Source organism: Ruegeria sp. BHSA162 (genome assembly GCF_059613385.1).
Map to the genome: position 1 here is coordinate 25,185 of NZ_JBXWSK010000028.1, position 15,689 is coordinate 40,873.

The 15,689-nt window shown below is 62.5% G+C and carries 24 protein-coding genes and 1 pseudogene; 14 read left to right on the top strand and 11 right to left on the bottom strand.

Annotated elements, in window-relative coordinates; genetic code table 11:
• Nucleotides 1-14 precede the first annotated feature (14 nt).
• Nucleotides 15-860, top strand: coding sequence for an ATP-grasp fold amidoligase family protein (locus tag AC2FM5_RS10220; protein ID WP_496735390.1), 846 nt, complete (start codon nucleotides 15-17; stop codon nucleotides 858-860).
• Between the two features lie 15 nt (nucleotides 861-875).
• Here AC2FM5_RS10220 and AC2FM5_RS10225 read toward each other — a convergent pair whose 3' ends face one another.
• The 6 genes from AC2FM5_RS10225 to AC2FM5_RS10250 all read right to left on the bottom strand — a co-directional run bounded on the left by AC2FM5_RS10225 (nucleotide 876) and on the right by AC2FM5_RS10250 (nucleotide 4,529).
• Entirely contained in the window at nucleotides 876-1,685 is an 810-nt protein-coding gene (locus AC2FM5_RS10225) for a hypothetical protein (protein WP_496735392.1), read from the bottom strand.
• Nucleotides 1,686-1,940: 255 nt separating this feature from the next.
• Nucleotides 1,941-2,501 carry a F0F1 ATP synthase subunit B gene (locus AC2FM5_RS10230; RefSeq protein ID WP_093965218.1) on the bottom strand — a complete coding sequence of 187 codons (561 nt, stop codon included), beginning with the start codon at nucleotides 2,499-2,501 and terminating at the stop codon, nucleotides 1,941-1,943.
• A 5-nt stretch (nucleotides 2,502-2,506) separates the two neighbouring features.
• Entirely contained in the window at nucleotides 2,507-3,058 is a 552-nt protein-coding gene (locus tag AC2FM5_RS10235; RefSeq protein ID WP_170343394.1) for a F0F1 ATP synthase subunit B', read from the bottom strand.
• An 86-nt stretch (nucleotides 3,059-3,144) separates the two neighbouring features.
• Nucleotides 3,145-3,369, bottom strand: coding sequence for a F0F1 ATP synthase subunit C (locus AC2FM5_RS10240; RefSeq protein WP_005981269.1), 225 nt, complete (start codon nucleotides 3,367-3,369; stop codon nucleotides 3,145-3,147).
• A gap of 69 nt (nucleotides 3,370-3,438) precedes the next feature.
• Nucleotides 3,439-4,194 carry a F0F1 ATP synthase subunit A gene (locus AC2FM5_RS10245; RefSeq protein WP_093965215.1) on the bottom strand — a complete coding sequence of 252 codons (756 nt, stop codon included), beginning with the start codon at nucleotides 4,192-4,194 and terminating at the stop codon, nucleotides 3,439-3,441.
• Between the two features lie 2 nt (nucleotides 4,195-4,196).
• On the bottom strand, nucleotides 4,197-4,529 hold the full coding sequence (locus AC2FM5_RS10250) for an AtpZ/AtpI family protein (RefSeq protein ID WP_093965213.1): 333 nt from the start codon (nucleotides 4,527-4,529) through the stop codon (nucleotides 4,197-4,199).
• A gap of 231 nt (nucleotides 4,530-4,760) precedes the next feature.
• Here AC2FM5_RS10250 and AC2FM5_RS10255 point away from each other — a divergent pair, with 231 nt between their 5' ends.
• Nucleotides 4,761-5,096 carry an ArsR/SmtB family transcription factor gene (locus tag AC2FM5_RS10255; RefSeq protein WP_170361571.1) on the top strand — a complete coding sequence of 112 codons (336 nt, stop codon included), beginning with the start codon at nucleotides 4,761-4,763 and terminating at the stop codon, nucleotides 5,094-5,096.
• On the opposite strand, the gene AC2FM5_RS10260 is transcribed toward AC2FM5_RS10255, so the two are convergent.
• From AC2FM5_RS10260 to AC2FM5_RS10275, 4 genes are all read right to left on the bottom strand, one after another.
• The gene (locus AC2FM5_RS10260; RefSeq protein WP_170361483.1) at nucleotides 5,093-5,506 is read right to left on the bottom strand and encodes a universal stress protein; all 414 of its coding nucleotides are present in this window, start codon (nucleotides 5,504-5,506) and stop codon (nucleotides 5,093-5,095) included. The two genes, AC2FM5_RS10255 and AC2FM5_RS10260, sit on opposite strands and share 4 nt — an antisense overlap.
• A 74-nt stretch (nucleotides 5,507-5,580) precedes the next feature.
• Nucleotides 5,581-5,850 carry a hypothetical protein gene (locus AC2FM5_RS10265; RefSeq protein WP_141138530.1) on the bottom strand — a complete coding sequence of 90 codons (270 nt, stop codon included), beginning with the start codon at nucleotides 5,848-5,850 and terminating at the stop codon, nucleotides 5,581-5,583.
• A gap of 57 nt (nucleotides 5,851-5,907) precedes the next feature.
• Nucleotides 5,908-6,822 carry a DMT family transporter gene (locus AC2FM5_RS10270; RefSeq protein ID WP_496735396.1) on the bottom strand — a complete coding sequence of 305 codons (915 nt, stop codon included), beginning with the start codon at nucleotides 6,820-6,822 and terminating at the stop codon, nucleotides 5,908-5,910.
• A complete protein-coding gene (locus AC2FM5_RS10275) occupies nucleotides 6,819-7,697 on the bottom strand; it encodes a LysR family transcriptional regulator (RefSeq protein ID WP_496735398.1) in 879 nt (292 codons plus the stop codon). Before AC2FM5_RS10275 ends, AC2FM5_RS10270 begins: the two co-directional genes overlap by 4 nt.
• A gap of 121 nt (nucleotides 7,698-7,818) precedes the next feature.
• Here AC2FM5_RS10275 and AC2FM5_RS10280 point away from each other — a divergent pair, with 121 nt between their 5' ends.
• Nucleotides 7,819-8,400: an FMN-dependent NADH-azoreductase gene (locus AC2FM5_RS10280; protein ID WP_170366227.1), complete on the top strand. Its 582-nt coding sequence runs from the start codon at nucleotides 7,819-7,821 to the stop codon at nucleotides 8,398-8,400.
• Between the two features lie 73 nt (nucleotides 8,401-8,473).
• Nucleotides 8,474-9,214, top strand: coding sequence for an aspartate/glutamate racemase family protein (locus AC2FM5_RS10285; RefSeq protein WP_496735400.1), 741 nt, complete (start codon nucleotides 8,474-8,476; stop codon nucleotides 9,212-9,214).
• Here the strand turns inward: AC2FM5_RS10285 and AC2FM5_RS10290 are convergent, their stop codons facing one another.
• Nucleotides 9,215-9,745, bottom strand: coding sequence for a prolyl-tRNA synthetase associated domain-containing protein (locus AC2FM5_RS10290; RefSeq protein ID WP_170434872.1), 531 nt, complete (start codon nucleotides 9,743-9,745; stop codon nucleotides 9,215-9,217).
• Between the two features lie 258 nt (nucleotides 9,746-10,003).
• Between AC2FM5_RS10290 and ffh the strand changes: the two genes are divergently transcribed.
• From ffh to AC2FM5_RS10340, 10 genes and pseudogenes are all read left to right on the top strand, one after another.
• Nucleotides 10,004-11,512: a signal recognition particle protein gene (gene ffh, locus AC2FM5_RS10295; protein WP_496735402.1), complete on the top strand. Its 1,509-nt coding sequence runs from the start codon at nucleotides 10,004-10,006 to the stop codon at nucleotides 11,510-11,512.
• Nucleotides 11,513-12,121, top strand: a complete 609-nt coding sequence (locus AC2FM5_RS10300) for a GNAT family N-acetyltransferase (protein ID WP_170373301.1) — start codon at nucleotides 11,513-11,515, stop codon at nucleotides 12,119-12,121. It abuts the gene before it with no gap.
• Nucleotides 12,118-12,669 carry a GNAT family N-acetyltransferase gene (locus AC2FM5_RS10305; protein ID WP_170372678.1) on the top strand — a complete coding sequence of 184 codons (552 nt, stop codon included), beginning with the start codon at nucleotides 12,118-12,120 and terminating at the stop codon, nucleotides 12,667-12,669. The genes AC2FM5_RS10300 and AC2FM5_RS10305 overlap by 4 nt, the downstream gene beginning before the upstream one ends.
• Complete coding sequence (locus AC2FM5_RS10310) at nucleotides 12,666-12,962, top strand: chorismate mutase (protein WP_170342735.1); 297 nt, start codon at nucleotides 12,666-12,668, stop codon at nucleotides 12,960-12,962. Before AC2FM5_RS10305 ends, AC2FM5_RS10310 begins: the two co-directional genes overlap by 4 nt.
• A gap of 70 nt (nucleotides 12,963-13,032) precedes the next feature.
• Nucleotides 13,033-13,428, top strand: coding sequence for a 30S ribosomal protein S16 (gene rpsP, locus AC2FM5_RS10315; protein ID WP_093965193.1), 396 nt, complete (start codon nucleotides 13,033-13,035; stop codon nucleotides 13,426-13,428).
• Nucleotides 13,429-13,440: 12 nt separating this feature from the next.
• Nucleotides 13,441-14,076, top strand: coding sequence for a 5,6-dimethylbenzimidazole synthase (gene bluB / locus AC2FM5_RS10320; RefSeq protein WP_496735405.1), 636 nt, complete (start codon nucleotides 13,441-13,443; stop codon nucleotides 14,074-14,076).
• A 6-nt stretch (nucleotides 14,077-14,082) separates the two neighbouring features.
• Nucleotides 14,083-14,232: a hypothetical protein gene (locus tag AC2FM5_RS10325; protein ID WP_170372674.1), complete on the top strand. Its 150-nt coding sequence runs from the start codon at nucleotides 14,083-14,085 to the stop codon at nucleotides 14,230-14,232.
• Nucleotides 14,225-14,728: a ribosome maturation factor RimM gene (gene rimM, locus AC2FM5_RS10330; RefSeq protein ID WP_093965189.1), complete on the top strand. Its 504-nt coding sequence runs from the start codon at nucleotides 14,225-14,227 to the stop codon at nucleotides 14,726-14,728. The genes AC2FM5_RS10325 and rimM overlap by 8 nt, the downstream gene beginning before the upstream one ends.
• Nucleotides 14,725-15,543, top strand: a complete 819-nt coding sequence (locus AC2FM5_RS10335; protein ID WP_496735408.1) for a hypothetical protein — start codon at nucleotides 14,725-14,727, stop codon at nucleotides 15,541-15,543. Before rimM ends, AC2FM5_RS10335 begins: the two co-directional genes overlap by 4 nt.
• A pseudogene (locus AC2FM5_RS10340) lies at nucleotides 15,540-15,689 on the top strand (tRNA (guanosine(37)-N1)-methyltransferase TrmD); the annotation flags it as partial. The gene AC2FM5_RS10335 and the pseudogene AC2FM5_RS10340, both read left to right, overlap by 4 nt.

Genomic DNA, 15,689 nt, shown 5'->3' on the forward strand with positions numbered 1-15,689 from the left:
GCCGCAAACTGTACATGGCTATCGCCCGTCCGATCGCCAAAAGGCTTCCCTATTCGGACAGAGGCGACAGGTGGTTCTACTGGCACCATTTCTTCACGCAGCACGACCGGTGGCCCGGCAAGCGCATGCTTTTCAACGATGTGCTCTACCGCATCAAGTCAGGGACGGAAATCGTGTCGCCCTTGCGGTTAAAAACAACAGACAAGGAACTGGCAAAGGAATTCATCGCAGAACGTGCAGGAGCGAAATACAACGTCCCCACGATTGCCGTGCTGCGCAACAAGGAAGATATCGACAAATTCGACTTTCCCGAAGACTGCGTCATAAAGCCAACGCACGGTTGCGGCGGCGTGACGATCCTGCAAGGCGGGGCGCAGCCGGACCGGGCCGCGTTGGCAGAACAGCTTACCAGCAACTACTACTATGCTGCGCGGGAACGGAACTATCGCGACCTGACCGGGAAACTGATCGTTGAGCCTCTTCTGTTTCAGGGACATGACGTGCACGACTTCAAAGTCTTTTGCTGGAAGGGCAAGGCTCGCTGTATCCTTTACGTCAACGACCGCAACGTGGCCTTCTATCGTCAGCTCTACGACACCAATTGGTCGCTCCTTCCGATCGAGCTGTCCCCGTACGGGATAGACAAACCTAACGTTGACCGCCCTCTCGTTCTGCAGGAAATGCTGGAGGTCGCGGAAAAGCTCTCGGCGCCATTCGACTTTGTGCGGATCGACTTCTACATCGACGGCAAAACCCTGCTGGTCGGTGAAATCACCCATTGCCACTGGGGGGCCAACGACAGATTTCTCAGCCTTGACGATGAGAAAGCGCTTTCACGACTGGTTTTCGACGAGACCTGACTGTCTATCGGTTCATTACCCAAACAGCTTGCGGGTAAGTTTTCCCAGCTTGCGGGCAAGACGCCGGTGCAACGGCGGCCTACGGGTATAATAGTCCTTCAACTGCCCCAGCGCCGCGGCGTCTTCAACAGTCGTGGCCGGCCATATCGGATCGATCGAGGTGTTCAGACCCGCTCGGCCATACGAGCTGTTGACCACGCCATGACTGCCAGAGCCGTCAAATCCGATGTTTTCGACGTAGGAGAAATGGGGGGATAAACACAGCCCCCCATTGCGGAAGATCGTGGCGTACCAGAACACGGCCCAAGTCTTCAGTTCCCCACTCTCATTGGCAAGAACCTGAGCCCAGAAGTCATTTGCTCCGTCCAGGTTGAAACGGTGGATGTCTTCATCCGAAAACACACGGGGCAACTCGTCCGGATCGCGCGAGTAATGGGTCCATCTATCAGCCCACGTCGCCCAGCCCCAGCAACTCATGAACCGCCACAGACTCGCATGGTTCGAGCCTCTGTTCTGCGGAATATCCTCATTGTACCCGGCTATGTGCCACACATCCGGAGTATCCCTGTAGTGCTCTAGGGCAAGGTTCATATAATGAAGAAAGGCTGGCGACGTGAGTATATCATCCTCGAGAATGATCGCGCGGCCATGCTCGGCCATCATCTGCGAAACACCCTCCTCGATCGAGACCGCCAGCCCTGCATTTTGGTCACGTCGACGCAGCTCGATACTGGCGAAGCCCTGCTGCGTTTCGGCGACCTGCGCAACAGCGTCGACAATCGGCTTCTCGGCATCATTGCGGGGGCCGTCGATGAATACGGTCAAGGATGTCGACGCGGCCAAGGGCGATTGGGCCAGGGCATCCAACGTCCGCCGCGTGTGTTCGGGTCGGTTGAACGCGAACACGCACACAGGGGCGGGATCAACAATCTTGGTATGTCCGGATGTCATCGTACCTCACCGAAACGCCACAAGCTGACTGCCCTGAATCAACAGACAATGACACGGGCTACAAGCAAAAAACCCGAAAGCAGGTAGCCTTCGGGTTTTGGAAATTGAGATTGGCTCACGCCGAACAGCTCAGTGCAGCTTGTCACCGACCTCGGAGATCGCCGAGTCAATCAGCTTGTTGGCTTGCGCCGCAGTCATCTGCTTGGCCAGCACGGACTTGGCCGCCGCAACGGCCGCAGTCACAGCCTGGTCACGCACTTCCTTCACCGCCGAGGCCTCGGCCGATGCGATTTGATCCTGTGCGGCAGCCAGACGACGCGCGATGGATTTCTCCAGATCCGCCTTTGCCTGTTCGGCAGCCAGAACCGAATCTTCCTTCGCCGCGGCCACGATGGCTTCGGCCTGAGTCTGCACTTCGCGCTGCTTGCGCTCGTATGAGGCCAGCAGGCTGCGCGCTTCTTCATGCAGGGCACGGGCCTCGTCCAGCTCGGCCTTGATGCCTTCGGCGCGGTTGTCCAGCGCCCCGCCGATCATCGACGGAACCTTGAAATAGAACAGGACCGCGATGAAGACGATGAAGCCCAGCGTCACGACGAAGTCGGTGTTCGCCAGCGAGAAGAACGGGCCGCTTGCGGCCAGCGCCGGGCTGGCGAAACCTGCGGTCAGGATAAGAGCAAGTGTATTCCGCATGTCACTTATCCTTTCATCTGTGCGCTGACGGCACTGCTGATGGCTTTGGCATCCGCCTCGCCGCCCAGCGCAGTCACCAGTTCGGCCGCCGTATCGTTGGCAACCTGTTGAATGCTTTCCAGCGCTCCGGCACGGATTTCGGCAATTGCCTTCTCCGATTCTGCCGCCTTGGCCGCGATTTCCGCATCTGCCTTGGCAATCGCGTCATCCAGATCCGCCTGGATTTCGGCGCGCGCTTCGGCTGCGATCCGCTGAGCCTCGGCACGGGCATCGGCCAGCGCCTTGTTGTAGGCCTCTTCGGCCTCGACCGCCTTGGCCTTCAGGTCTTCGGCCGCAGCCAGGTCATTTGTAATGGTCCCCTGACGCTCGGCCAGGATCGCCGCGATGCGCGGCAGGGCCACGCGGGACAGGACCAGAAAGATGACGACCAGCGTAATGACCAGCCAGAAGATCTGGTTGGGGAACCAATCGAAGCAGAGCTGCGGCATCCCGATGGCCGAGCCATGGGAATCGACGCATTTGCCGACTGCTTCTGCAGCTATGGGTTCTGTCGCCATGATGTCCTCCGTCGGAACGTTGTCTTTACAACAGGTGGGCCGCTATGGCTTGGGCCCACCTGCGCGTAAGGATCAGGTTCCGCAGATTATACGGCGAACATCAGCAGCAGCGAGACCAGGAATGCGAAGATCCCCAGGGCTTCTGCGAATGCGATACCGATGAACAGGGTTGCGGTCTGCGAAGCAGCCGCCGAAGGGTTGCGCAGAGCGCCGGCCAGGAAGTTGCCGGCCACGTTGCCCACCCCGATTGCGGCCGCGCCGGAACCGATTGCTGCCAGGCCTGCGCCGATGTGTGCGAGATCGCCTTCCATGATGTATCTCCTTACGAATTGGAAGTTTCGATTTTGGGTTATCGTTCCTGTGCTCAGGGTCGCCCCTGATCAGTGATGCGGATGCAGAGCGTCCTTCAGGTAAACACAGGTCAGAATGGTGAATACGTAGGCCTGGATGAAGGCCACCAGGACCTCGAGGCCGTACATTGCGGTGATCGCCAGAACCGATACGGGCGAGATCACGGCGACCGCGGCGAAGCCGGCGAAAACCTTGATCACAGCGTGGCCGGCCATGACGTTACCTGCAAGACGAATGGAGTGGCTGACCGGGCGCACGAAGTACGAGATCAGCTCGATGATCGCCAGGATCGGGCGCAGCGCCAGCGGCGCGCTGGACACCCAGAACAGGCTGAGGAACCCAGCACCGTTCTTGACAAAGCCCAGAACGGTCACGGTCAGAAACACGGCCAGCGCCAGCGGAATGGTGACCGCGAAATGCGATGTCGTGGTAAACGAGGTCGGGATCAGGCCGAGGAAGTTCGCGGTGACGATGAACATGAACAGGGTCATGACATAGGGGAAGTATTTGACGCCTTCCTTGCCACAGATGTCTTCCAGCATCTTGTAGATGAAGCCGTAGGCGAGCTCGGCGATCGACTGCATGCGGGTCGGGACGATTGCGCGCTTCGAGGTGCTCAGCACCAGCAGGCCGATGATGGCCAGAACCGCGAAGAACAGCCACAGGGTCACGTTGGTGGGCGTGTACCAAGCCATCTCACCGCCGAAAAGCGGCTTGACGATGAACTGGTCCATCGGATGGAAAACCAGGCTGCTGCCTTCTGCTGCGGTGGTCTCGGTCGCCACGTTCAGTCCCTCTCGTCCTTCTCGGCCTGTGTCGAGGCCGCTTGTTTCTCTTGAGCTTCTTGCGCGCTGCGGAGCATGACCTTCACGCCCGCGACAAGGCCCAGCAATGTGAACAGCACCAGGAAGATCGGGATCGTCCCGAACAGGCTGTCCAGCCCGTACCCGATGCCAAATCCGATCCCCAGACCGGAAACCATCTCGATGACCATCCGCCAGGCCAGTTCGCCCCCGGATATGTCAGCGTCCGCACGAGGTTTCGGCGCTTTGGCCTTTTTTGCCGCGTCGATCTTGGCCTCAAGCTGCGTCAGGCGCTGCTTTGGGTCGTCATCGGTCACGGGCGTTTCCCTCGCACAGTCTTGGCGCAGTTGCTATGCGGCCTCGCGCGCAGAGTCAACGCTGTTGATGGCTCCAATTGACGCAGCTTAAACCTTTGTTTTCTAATGTATATTAAGGGAGCACGTTGTCTGCCGGTCGGGTCACTGGCAATCCATTCCGCTGGAAGCACCGGAATTCGCATATTCAACCAAATGGTTGACCAAACTTTCCGGCTGTGGTTCAGCGGGATCATGTCCGATGACCTCGATACCGTCTTTGCGGCCCTGGCCGACCCCACGCGGCGCGCCATTCTGGCGATGCTGCTCGAGGATGACATGGCCGTCACCGACGTGGCCGAGCCGTTCGAGATGTCACTGGCGGCGATCTCAAAACACTTGACGATCCTGACCCGGGCCGGGCTGATCAGCCAGGAAAAGCGCGGCCGGGTGAAATGGTGCAAGCTGGAACCCGACGCGTTGCGCGCGGCCTCGGTCTGGATGCAAGGGTTCGGGCAGTTCGAACCCGTGAATCTGGACGCGTTCGAGCGGTTCCTGGAAAACCAGCTTTCCGCGGGGGACGAGGTCTAGCGCACTACGAAGACCGACATGCTGGCATGTTTGGCCAGATATCCGGCATGACTGGACAGTATAAAGTCGGTAATCCGCGGCGCATGGGTGCCCACCACGATCAGGTCGGCACCGATCTCTTCAGCGGTGCGGGCCAGGTCACCATCCACTTCGACCGCCACATCCACCGAATGAATGTTGCGGAAATCAACTTGCGCTCCACTGGCTTGGGACAACTCGTCCGCCAGATCGGACAGATGGTCCTTGATCGCGGATTCGGTTTGCGTGGGGTCGCCGGGCTGATTGCTTGTCACGCTGACGATGGTTATCCGCGCCCCCTGCCACCGGGCGACTTGTGCCGCAACCTCGGCCGCCTTGCGCACTTCGGGTGGCAGATGCAGATCGACGGGAAACATTATGTGTTTGAACATCAGTCCCTCCTTTCACGCCGACAGCTTAGCGGGTTTGACACAACCGGCCCTTGATGTGGCTCAACCCAAGAGGATCAGCCTTGCTGGCTGTACTCGACCCCTGTGACCACGCCGCTGGGATCGGCGCGGCACAGCCACGGGGCCTGAGCGCCGGCCACTGCGACCTGTGTGACGGTTCCCGCCGGTTCGGCAGTTGTCGACAGAGCCTGGACATCCGCGGGGCTCCGGTTTGCCTCAGCAGCCACCAATGCCTCGCAGCTGGCTTGAAGGGTTGAATTGTCGGCGGTGTCCTGCGTACATCCAAAAACCAACATTAGCGTGGCCGAGGCAATCAATCTGTGCATGTTCCGGTCCTTTCGGAGTTTGCCTCACCCTGCCACGAACGGGCGCTTTGGCAAAGGTCAGTCCGGCGCGGTTTGTTGCCGAGCCATCCCTAGGTCATCCCCTTTCAGCAGCAGCACGAGGGCAAGGATCGTCAGCCCTATTCCCACCAGGACCAACGGGCCCGGCGCCGGCTGGCCCAGCGCGATCTGCCAGATGATCACCCAGCTGGGCGTCAGGTAGGTATAGGCCATGACCTTGGCCGATGGCAGCAGCAGCGTGGCGTACTGCAACAGAACGAAGGTGGCCGCGCTGGCGCAGATGGCGACGTAGAACAGGCCGATCCAGACGATCGCCGGCAGGTTGGCCCAGTCGGTCGCGCGGATGTCGGACCAGCCGAACACCGTCAGCACAGCGCACCCGGCCACCAGCGTGCCGAAGGTGAACACGACCGGCGGCTCGCCCCGGTTCAGCTTTCGCACCATGGGCGTATAGATCGCATGGGCCACACAGCCCCAGAAATAGATGATCTCGCCCCGCCCGATCTCAAAGGCGCGAAAGGCCAGCCAATCGGCGCGGAACACCACCCACAGCGCGCCAACCGCGCCCACGCTCAGCGCGAGGGCCATGTGCGGGGTGGTGATCTGGCGCAGCAACACCCACCCCGCCACCGCCGACAGGATCGGCGTCAAGGTGAACACCGCCGCCGCGCTGACTGGCGGCGCGGTTTTCAGCCCGTAGAACATCAGCACGAAATAGGCCGAGAACAGCCCGCCCAGCACCAGATAGCGCCACGGCGCGCGCGCCGCGCTGCGCGGCAAACCGGTCGTCATCAGCGCCGCGATGCCGATCACCACGCCGGCAATCGCAAACCGCGCGGCGTTCAACGCCGCCGGCGCGATCTCGTTGGCAATCATCGAACCCAGCGAGAAACTGCCCGCCACCAGCGCCGAGAACACCAGCATGGCCAAGTGGCCACGCGCCTGCGGGTTCATGGCAGCCAGTCCTTGGCCTGCTCCTTGAGGAATTTGAGAAAGGTCTGCACCTTGTTGGTGCGGTGCAGATCCACATGGGTTACCAGCCACAGATTGCCGGCCCATTCCGGCAGCGGCTCCATCACTTCCTGCAGCTGCGGATGGCGGGCGGCCTCCCACCGGGCCATGAAGCCGATCCCCGCCCCGGCCAGTACCGCCTCGGCCACGGTGAAGTTGTTGGAACAACGGAAGGTGATCGCCTCGGCCGGACCATTGGCGCGCAGCCAGCGTGAAAAGGGCGCGCGGCTGTTTTCATCATCCGCCCCGACGAAGGCGTGGTTGGGGAAATCCTCGACGCCCGCGGGCAGGCCGCGCCGCGCGATGTAGTCCTGACTGGCATAAAGCCCCACCTCTTGCGTCATGAAGGGCTGCACCACGTTGTCCGGCTGGTCGGGGGCCGCACCGGCGCGGATCGCCACATGCGCCTCGCCATATTCCAGGCGGAACAGGCGGTCGCCGGTCAGATAGCGCACGATCAGGTCGGGATGGTCCTGCTGGAACGCGGTCAGGGTGGGTACCACCAGCGGCGCCAGCGAGGCCAGCGAGGTCACCACCAGCTCGCCCGAAACATCGTCTCCGCGCCCCTTCAGCCGCCCGACCAGCTGGTTGAACTGATCCTCGGTGGCTTGGGCCACGCGCAGCAGATCCTCGCCCGCCTCGGTCGGGGTATAGCCGCGCGCGTGGCGCTGGAACAGCTTGACCTTCAACCGCGCCTCGATCGCGTCAATATGGCGGATCACCGTGGCATGGTGCACCCCCAGAACCTCGGCCGCGCCGCTGACCGTGCCCATGCGCGCAACCTGATAGGCGGTGCGGACCTCGTCCCAATTGTCCATGACAAAACCAATTCTGTGCAATTTCCAACAATGCCTGTTGATTTATCCCAGTTTCGTTCGCTCACGCAATACTCATATTGGGCTCAGACGCAAAATCCGAACCCTGAGAAGGAGCCACGCCATGACAAAGACCATCCTGCATATCGACGCCTCGGCCCGCCGCACCGGCTCGGCCACCCGCGACCTGTCGGCCCGCATCGTCCAACACCTGGGCGCCAGCCGCATCATCCGCCGCGACCTGGCCACACCCCTGCCCCTGCTGACCGAGGACTGGATCACCGCCAATTTCACCCCCGCCGATCAACGCGATGCCACCCAGCGCGACCTGCTGGCCCTGTCGGACGAGTTGGTCAAGGAACTGCAGCAGGCCGACACGGTGGTGATCGGGTTGCCGATCTACAATTTCTCGGTCCCGGCCGCCTTCAAGGCCTGGATCGATCTGGTCGCCCGTGCAGGCCTGACGTTCTCGTATACCGAGAATGGCCCCAAAGGCCTGCTGGAGGGCAAGCGCGCCATCCTCGCCATCGCTTCAGGCGGTACCGCAGTGGGGTCCGAGATCGACTTTGCAACCGGATACGCCCGCCATGTTCTGGGCTTCATCGGCATCCATGACGTGGATGTGGTGGCCGCTGACCGCATGGCGCTGGACCCAGAAGCAACTCTGAGCAACGCCCAGAAAGCCGTGGCCGAACTGGCCGCCTGATCCGGCCACTGGCCATCCCCGGTCAAACCGTCCAATCTGTCCCCGAGCGGGATCGGCAGATTGGACGGTTGTCATGAAGAAGATCGGAATTCTGGGCGGGGTCGGCTGGGCGTCGACAATAGACTACTACCGCGCCATCGCCGAGGGCGCCGGGCGCCATTTTGCAGACCGTGGGCACGGATCACCGCTGCCTGTTCCTCCGATGACCATCGAGTCCGTCACCCAGGCCAAAACCCGCGCGCTGCGCGGAACCGCCGGCGACGAAGCAAGCTGGGCCGCGTTCGATGCCGTTTTCCGCGATGCACTGCTGACGCTTGAGCAGGCGGGATGTGATTTCGGCATCATTGCCTCGAACACACCTCACGCCCGTTTGCATGCGATCCGGCAGGGCGTGACCATGCCGATCCTGAGTATCTTTGATGCAACTGCCGTGGCCACCAAAACGACTGGTGCCAAAAGCGCGCTGGTGCTGGGAACCTCGGTCACGATGCAAGCGCGCCACTATGCGGAACGGCTGGCGGCTGAAGACATCACAGCCAATGACCGACTTCCCGAGGACCAGATCGCGGAAATGCAGGCCATGATCGACACCGAGTTCTACGGCGGTGCCTCGGCCAATGCCCGCGGCCGTCTGCTGGCATTCTGCAATCGGCACGCCGCCCCCGGAACCGCGATCCTGCTGGCCTGCACGGAATTGCCGCTGGCCTTTCCCCAACATCTTGATGACCCGGTTTTTGAGGCCGACGGGCACCTGTTCGTCAATCCCTCGGCCGCCCATGTCGCCGCCGCGTTGAAAGAGGCGCTGAGCGAATGATCACGGCAGCCAGGTGACCTCGCACCCGATCCGGTCGAAGAAGGCCATCAGGTCTTCGCGCGCCATGGCCACCGTCCGGTCGTTGACCAATGGATGCATATAGATCACGTCCGCGCGCTGCGCCGCGTGGTCCATGAAGAACCGTACACCGTTGCCAACGCCGTTTATCATGGCCAGCGGGCTGACCGCGCCGGGACGGATGCCAAGGTTCTGCATCAGCCGATCCGCCGACCCGAAGGACAGGTTGCCTACACCCAGTTCGGCGCCCAGCGCCTTGAGGTCGATCTCGCGGCTCTGTTCCAGCGTCACCAGGTAGTTCCGCTTTTTCTTGTCGCGCAGATACAGGTTCTTGAGCCGCAACGCGTTTTCGCCCGGCACCATGAACTGATCTTCGACCGCCTTCGACTCTTCGACCGTCCGCAGCGGGACGTGGCTGTGCAGACGATAGGGCAGCCCCCAATCGTCCAACTGCGCCAGCAAGGCGTCCGAACTGAGCGGCAATGAGTCCTGAAAGGCGGATGAGGCGTCCATGGTCTTCTCCCGAATATCGCGCCAGTGATGGCCGACGGGGCCGCACGATGCAACCCGGCGGGCGCGGATGGTTGACTCAGGCAGCCAATGGGCCTAAACGCCAACGCAACATCCGGAAGCGTCTGTTCTTCCGGTCCCTTGAGTCGTTCAGGGATCGCCCCCCACCAGCGAGTTTCGCCCGTGGGGGCGTTTGTGCATTGACCCGTCCGCCCCTATCTATGGGGCGCCAACCGACAACCGGCGAAGGAGGCCGAAGGCATGTTTGAAAATCTATCCGAACGCCTCTCTGGCGTCTTTGACCGGCTGACCAAACAGGGCGCCCTGTCCGAGGAAGACGTCAAGACCGCCCTGCGCGAGGTCCGCGTGGCGCTGCTTGAGGCCGACGTATCGCTGCCCGTGGCGCGTGCGTTCGTCAAGAAGGTGCAGGAACAGGCGACCGGCCAGGCGGTGACCAAGTCAATCACGCCGGGCCAGCAGGTCGTCAAGATCGTGCACGACGCGCTGGTCGATACCCTGCGCGGCGAGGAAGACCCCGGCAAGCTGAAGATCGACAACCCGCCCGCGCCGATCCTGATGGTCGGCCTGCAGGGCTCGGGTAAGACGACGACCACCGGCAAGCTCGCCAAGCGCCTGAAAGAAAAAGAGGGCAAGAAGGTCCTGATGGCCTCGCTGGACGTTTACCGCCCGGCGGCGATGGACCAGCTGGCGGTGCTGGGCTCCCAGATCGGGGTGGACACCCTGCCGATCGTGCCGGGCCAGAAACCGGTGGACATCGCCAAGCGCGCCAAACAGCAGGCCACGCTGGGCGGCTATGACGTCTACATGCTGGATACCGCGGGCCGTCTGCACATCGACGAGGTCCTGATGGACGAGGTCGAGCAGGTCCGCAACGTGGTCGACCCGCGCGAGACCCTGCTGGTGGTTGACGGCCTGACCGGTCAGGTCGCCGTCGAAGTGGCCGAGGAGTTCGATGCCAAGGTCGGCATCTCGGGCGTGGTCCTGACCCGGATGGACGGTGACGGCCGCGGCGGCGCGGCGCTGTCGATGCGCGCAGTGACCGGCAAGCCCATCCGCTTCGTCGGTCTGGGCGAGAAGATGGATGCGCTGGAAACCTTCGAGCCCGACCGCATCGCGGGCCGGATCCTGGGCATGGGCGACATCGTCTCACTGGTCGAAAAAGCCCAGGAGACCATGGAGCTCGAGCAGACCGAGCGTATGATGAAGCGCATGATGAAGGGTCAGTTCAACATGAACGACCTGAAGATGCAGCTGGAACAGATGATCCAGATGGGCGGCATGCAGGGCATGATGGGCATGATGCCGGGCATGGGCAAGATGGCCAAGCAGATGGATCAGGCCGGGCTGGACGACCGGATCCTGCGCCAGCAGATCGCCATGATCCAGTCGATGACCAAGAAAGAACGCGCCAACCCCGCGTTGCTGCAGGCCAGCCGCAAGAAACGCATCGCGGCCGGGTCGGGCATGGAAGTCAGCGACATCAACAAGCTGCTCAAGATGCACCGGCAGATGTCGGACATGATGAAGAAGATGGGCAAGATGGGCAAAGGCAAGATGCTGAAACAGGCCATGAAAGGCATGTTCGGCAAAGGCGGCCCCTCGCCCGAAGAAATGGCCGCGGGCATGGACCCCAAGGCGCTGGAAGCCGCGGCCAAGGCGATGGGCGGCAAGATGCCCGGCGGCATGACCGGCATGGGCGGCGGCATGGCCCTGCCCCCCGGCCTGAGCGGATTCGGAAAGAAGAAGTAAGTGACCGCGCCCGTCGCATATCCCTGGGAGGCTCCGGCCACCGGCCCCGCTGCCGCGCTGTCGGCGCGGCTGGCTGCGGACTTGCCGCGGCTGGAGACCGCGCGGCTGGTGCTGCGCGCGCCGCGGATCGGGGATTTCGACACCTATGCCGACATCCTGATGTCGGACCGTGCCAAACACATGGACGGCCCGTTTAACCGGCAGGCGGCCTGGCTGGATTTCTCGCAATACGTCGCGGGCTGGCTGCTGCGCGGCGCGGGAATGTGGGCCATCGAGGACCGCGCGGGCGGTCAGGTTCTGGGTTTCGTGTCGATTGGCATGGAATTCGGCGACCGCGAACACGAGCTGGGCTATCTGCTGACCGAAGCCGCCGAAAGGCGTGGCATTGCAACCGAGGCGGCCGAAGCCGCCCGCGACTTTGCGCTGGGGTCGCAGGCTCTGCCGTCACTGGTCAGCTATGTGGACCCCGACAACGCAGCCTCGGCCCGCGTGGCCGAGCGCCTGGGCGCCCAGCGCGACCTGCAGGCCGAGGCCGGGTTCGACGAGTCGGTTCTGGTCTATCGTCATCTGCCCGGCGACGGCGATGGCGGGATGGAGGCCTACGCATGACGACCTTCGCCATCCCAACCCTTGAGACCGAGCGCCTGATCCTGCGGGCGCCGCATCCGGACGACCTGCCGGCCATGACGGCCTTCTACGCGACCGAGCGCAGCCACATGGTGGGCGGCCCCAAGGATGCGGCGGGCTGCTGGAACGGACTGGCCAACCGTCTGGGCCATTGGGCGCTGCGTGGCTATGGCCTGTGGCACCTGACCGAAAAGGCCAGCGGTACTTTCGTGGGCTGGACCGGCATGATCTATGTGCCGGGCTGGGACGAACCCGAGCTGGGCTGGACCCTCATGGAGCAGGTCGAGGGCAAGGGCCTGGGCTTCGAGGCCGCGCAGGCCGCCCGCGACCATGCGGCGCGCCATCAGGGGCTGAACGGCGTCATCAGCTACATCGCCCACGCCAATGACCGCTCGCGCGCTCTGGCACAGCGTCTCGGCGCGACCTACGAGCGTGAGGGCGAAGTGCTGGGCAAGTCCGCACAGATCTGGCGGCACCCGAAACTCGACACGTCAACGACCGATCTGACCACCGAAAGGACCGGCCAATGAACAATCCCGTGACGCGGGCCGCGGCCTTGCTGAAAGACCACCGCGAAAGCATCGACCGGCTGGACGCGATTCTGGTCTATACGCTGGCCGAGCGGTTCAAGCACACGCAGGCCGTTGGCAAGCTCAAGGCCGAACACGAACTTCCCCCGTCCGATCCCTCGCGCGAGGCCGCGCAGATCGCACGGCTTGAAGACCTGGCGAAAGAGGCGGATCTGGACCCCGATTTTGCCAAGGCTTTCCTGAATTTCATCATTCAGGAAGTCATCCGACACCACAAGAAACACCAGAAGTGAACCCGAGGTTCAACAAACACCAGAAATAGCCGGAACACTCCGGCCAACGCCATCCAAAGGAGATACCACAATGGCAATGAAAATTCGTCTGGCCCGTGGCGGCTCGAAAAAGCGCCCCTTCTACCGCATCGTTGCAGCGGACAGCCGCATGCCGCGTGACGGCCGCTTCATCGAGAAGCTGGGCACCTACAACCCGCTGCTGCCGAAAGACAGCGAAGAGCGCGTGAAGATGAACATGGAGCGCATCCAGTACTGGCTGGACCAGGGCGCGCAGCCGACCGACCGGATCGCCCGCATGCTGGAAGCCGCAGGCGCCAAGGAAAAAGCCGAGCGCAACAACCCTCAGAAGGGCACCCCGGGCAAGAAAGCCCAGGAGCGCGCCGAAGAGAAAGCCGCCAAGGCTGCTGAAGCCGCAGAGGCTGCTGCCGCTCCGGCCGAAGAAGAAGCTGCTGCTGCAGAAGAGTAAACAGGCGGGCGCGTGCAGGATCAGGCTTTCACCGAAGATTTCCGCACGCAGTTCGATCTGTTGATGCGGCTCCGGCGCGATGTGCGCCGGTTCCGCACAGACGCGGTGGACGAGGCAGTGCTGACGCGCTGCCTCGATGCGTTTCAGCTGGCCCCTTCGGTGGGGCTGAGCGAACCGTGGCGCGTGATCCGCGTCGAAAGCACTGCGGCCCGGACCGCGGCGCTGGAGAACTTCAAGGCGGCAAATGACGCGGCGCTGGCGGGCTACTCCGGTGACCGAGCGCAGTTGTACAGCCAGCTGAAACTGTCGGGCATGCAAGAGGCGCCGGTTCAGCTGGCGGTGTTCTGCGATGACGCCACCGACAAGGGCCAGGGGCTGGGCGCAGGCACCATGCCAGAGATGCGCCGCTATTCGGTGGTCTCGGCCGTCACTTTGTTCTGGCTGACGCTGCGCGCGCATGGCCTGGGACTGGGCTGGGTCTCGATCCTCGATCCCGACCGGCTGGCCCGCGACCTGTCGGTGCCCGAGGGCTGGCGGCTGATCGGCTATTTCTGCGTGGGCTGGTCCGAGGAAAGCTCGGACACGCCCGAACTGGAAACCCATGGCTGGGAGTGCCGCCGCGGCAGCCTGCCGGTGGAAACGCGGTAGGGTGGCATGTTTGGTTTGATACGCCTTCCCATCCTGCTGCTGATCGCCTTTATTGTGGGCGTGTTCTTTGAGCGCAACAATCAACGCGAAGCCTGCGACGAAATCGGTGTCTGGGAAAGTGGAATATGCGTGACAACGGAAATGCCCAATGACTGATCTGATCTGTGTCGGCAGCATCGCCGGGTCCTTCGGCGTACGCGGCGAGGTCCGCCTGAAAAGCTACTGCGCGGTACCCGAGGATATCGAGACCTACTCCCCTCTGACCGACGAGAGTGGTGCCCAGCGCTATCCGCTGATCATCACCCGCGCGATCAAGAACGGATTTGCCGCGCGTCTGGGCGGGGTCGAAACCAAGGAACAGGCGGACGCCCTGAAGGGGCTGCGCCTTTATGCCCGGCGCGAGCAGTTGCCATCGCTGCCGGATGACGAATTCTATCACGCCGACCTTTTGGGGCTTGAGGTCTATGACACCGGCGGAACCCTGCTGGGGCGGGTCAAATCGGTGCAGAACCACGGCGCCGACGACCTGCTCGAACTGCACGGACCGGGACTGAAATCCACTGTATTTCTGCCATTCACCAAAGCGGCCGTACCCACGGTTGACCTTGAGGCCGGGCGTATCGTCGCCGACCCTCCCGAGGGCCTGCTGTGACGCGGCGCATCTTGCTGCATCTGGGCCTTCACAAAACCGGCACGACTGCCGCGCAATCCTTTCTGTTCGAGAACCGAGCGTTGATCTGGCCGCGCCACGCATTGGTTCTGCCCTATGTCACCCGCAAATCCGGGTTATCCGAAGCCGCCACGCGCCATTCGCTGTATGGGACATTCGGTACGCTGTCCGAATTCGGCAATCGCTGGCGCGAACTTCTGGCGACGCTGGATTTCGGGGAAAAGCGCGGGCTGATCCTGAGTGAGGAGAACTTCTCGGGGCTTCGCCCCAGCCGCAATCTGGTTGTGGGATACGCCGAAGCCCCTGATCTGGCCGCCTGCCTGGTCGATACGCTGCGCAACCGGCTGGTCGGGTCGGAACTGGACATCACCGTATATCTCTCGCTGCGCCAGCGCGGCAGTTGGATCCGCAGTCTCTGGGCCCATGATCTTCAGCGCACGCGGCTGGTGCAGGATTTCGACACGTTCCGCGAGAGGCTCGAAGAGCTCCCTTCACTGCAGCAGACTGCGGACGCCGTTCGTGATCGGCTGCCCTCGGTTCGAGTGCAGACCGAATGGCTGGAAGACCTGCGTGAGCATAGCTTTGGCCCCGGCACACCTTTTGCCGAGTTCCTGGATCTGCCGCCCGAAAAGGCCGCCCTGCTGGTCAAGCCCACTCGGTCAAACCCGGCATTGCCGCAAGAAGCGCTGTCCGAAATGCTCGAGTTGAACCGATCGGGGCTGGACGAGGCGGCGCTGGTCCGACAGAAAGCCCGCATCGTCGAACGCGCTCAAAACAGTCTGACCACGAAAACATGACGGACAAACCTGCAAAGTCATATGGCCGCAAGGCCATTCGCCCCACGCTGAAACCGCGTGAGCTGCTGACGCCCACGCCGGACCTGCATGGCGTGTGGAAGGCCAAGGTGATCACGCTGTTCCCATCTGCCTTTCCCGGCGTCTTG

What these genes read in the sequence shown, in the direction of transcription:
- AC2FM5_RS10260 (WP_170361483.1), bottom strand. Translation starts at nt 5,506, where the DNA reads ATGTTCAAACACATAATGTTTCCCGTCGATCTGCATCTGCCACCCGAA.
- AC2FM5_RS10230 (WP_093965218.1), bottom strand. Translation starts at nt 2,501, where the DNA reads ATGCGGAATACACTTGCTCTTATCCTGACCGCAGGTTTCGCCAGCCCG.
- AC2FM5_RS10305 (WP_170372678.1), top strand. Translation starts at nt 12,118, where the DNA reads ATGACGACCTTCGCCATCCCAACCCTTGAGACCGAGCGCCTGATCCTG.
- AC2FM5_RS10255 (WP_170361571.1), top strand. Translation starts at nt 4,761, where the DNA reads ATGTCCGATGACCTCGATACCGTCTTTGCGGCCCTGGCCGACCCCACG.
- ffh (WP_496735402.1), top strand. Translation starts at nt 10,004, where the DNA reads ATGTTTGAAAATCTATCCGAACGCCTCTCTGGCGTCTTTGACCGGCTG.
- AC2FM5_RS10270 (WP_496735396.1), bottom strand. Translation starts at nt 6,822, where the DNA reads ATGAACCCGCAGGCGCGTGGCCACTTGGCCATGCTGGTGTTCTCGGCG.
- AC2FM5_RS10235 (WP_170343394.1), bottom strand. Translation starts at nt 3,058, where the DNA reads ATGGCGACAGAACCCATAGCTGCAGAAGCAGTCGGCAAATGCGTCGAT.
- AC2FM5_RS10265 (WP_141138530.1), bottom strand. Translation starts at nt 5,850, where the DNA reads ATGCACAGATTGATTGCCTCGGCCACGCTAATGTTGGTTTTTGGATGT.
- AC2FM5_RS10275 (WP_496735398.1), bottom strand. Translation starts at nt 7,697, where the DNA reads ATGGACAATTGGGACGAGGTCCGCACCGCCTATCAGGTTGCGCGCATG.
- AC2FM5_RS10310 (WP_170342735.1), top strand. Translation starts at nt 12,666, where the DNA reads ATGAACAATCCCGTGACGCGGGCCGCGGCCTTGCTGAAAGACCACCGC.
- AC2FM5_RS10285 (WP_496735400.1), top strand. Translation starts at nt 8,474, where the DNA reads ATGAAGAAGATCGGAATTCTGGGCGGGGTCGGCTGGGCGTCGACAATA.
- AC2FM5_RS10290 (WP_170434872.1), bottom strand. Translation starts at nt 9,745, where the DNA reads ATGGACGCCTCATCCGCCTTTCAGGACTCATTGCCGCTCAGTTCGGAC.
- rpsP (WP_093965193.1), top strand. Translation starts at nt 13,033, where the DNA reads ATGGCAATGAAAATTCGTCTGGCCCGTGGCGGCTCGAAAAAGCGCCCC.
- AC2FM5_RS10325 (WP_170372674.1), top strand. Translation starts at nt 14,083, where the DNA reads ATGTTTGGTTTGATACGCCTTCCCATCCTGCTGCTGATCGCCTTTATT.
- AC2FM5_RS10220 (WP_496735390.1), top strand. Translation starts at nt 15, where the DNA reads ATGGCTATCGCCCGTCCGATCGCCAAAAGGCTTCCCTATTCGGACAGA.
- AC2FM5_RS10240 (WP_005981269.1), bottom strand. Translation starts at nt 3,369, where the DNA reads ATGGAAGGCGATCTCGCACACATCGGCGCAGGCCTGGCAGCAATCGGT.
- AC2FM5_RS10280 (WP_170366227.1), top strand. Translation starts at nt 7,819, where the DNA reads ATGACAAAGACCATCCTGCATATCGACGCCTCGGCCCGCCGCACCGGC.
- rimM (WP_093965189.1), top strand. Translation starts at nt 14,225, where the DNA reads ATGACTGATCTGATCTGTGTCGGCAGCATCGCCGGGTCCTTCGGCGTA.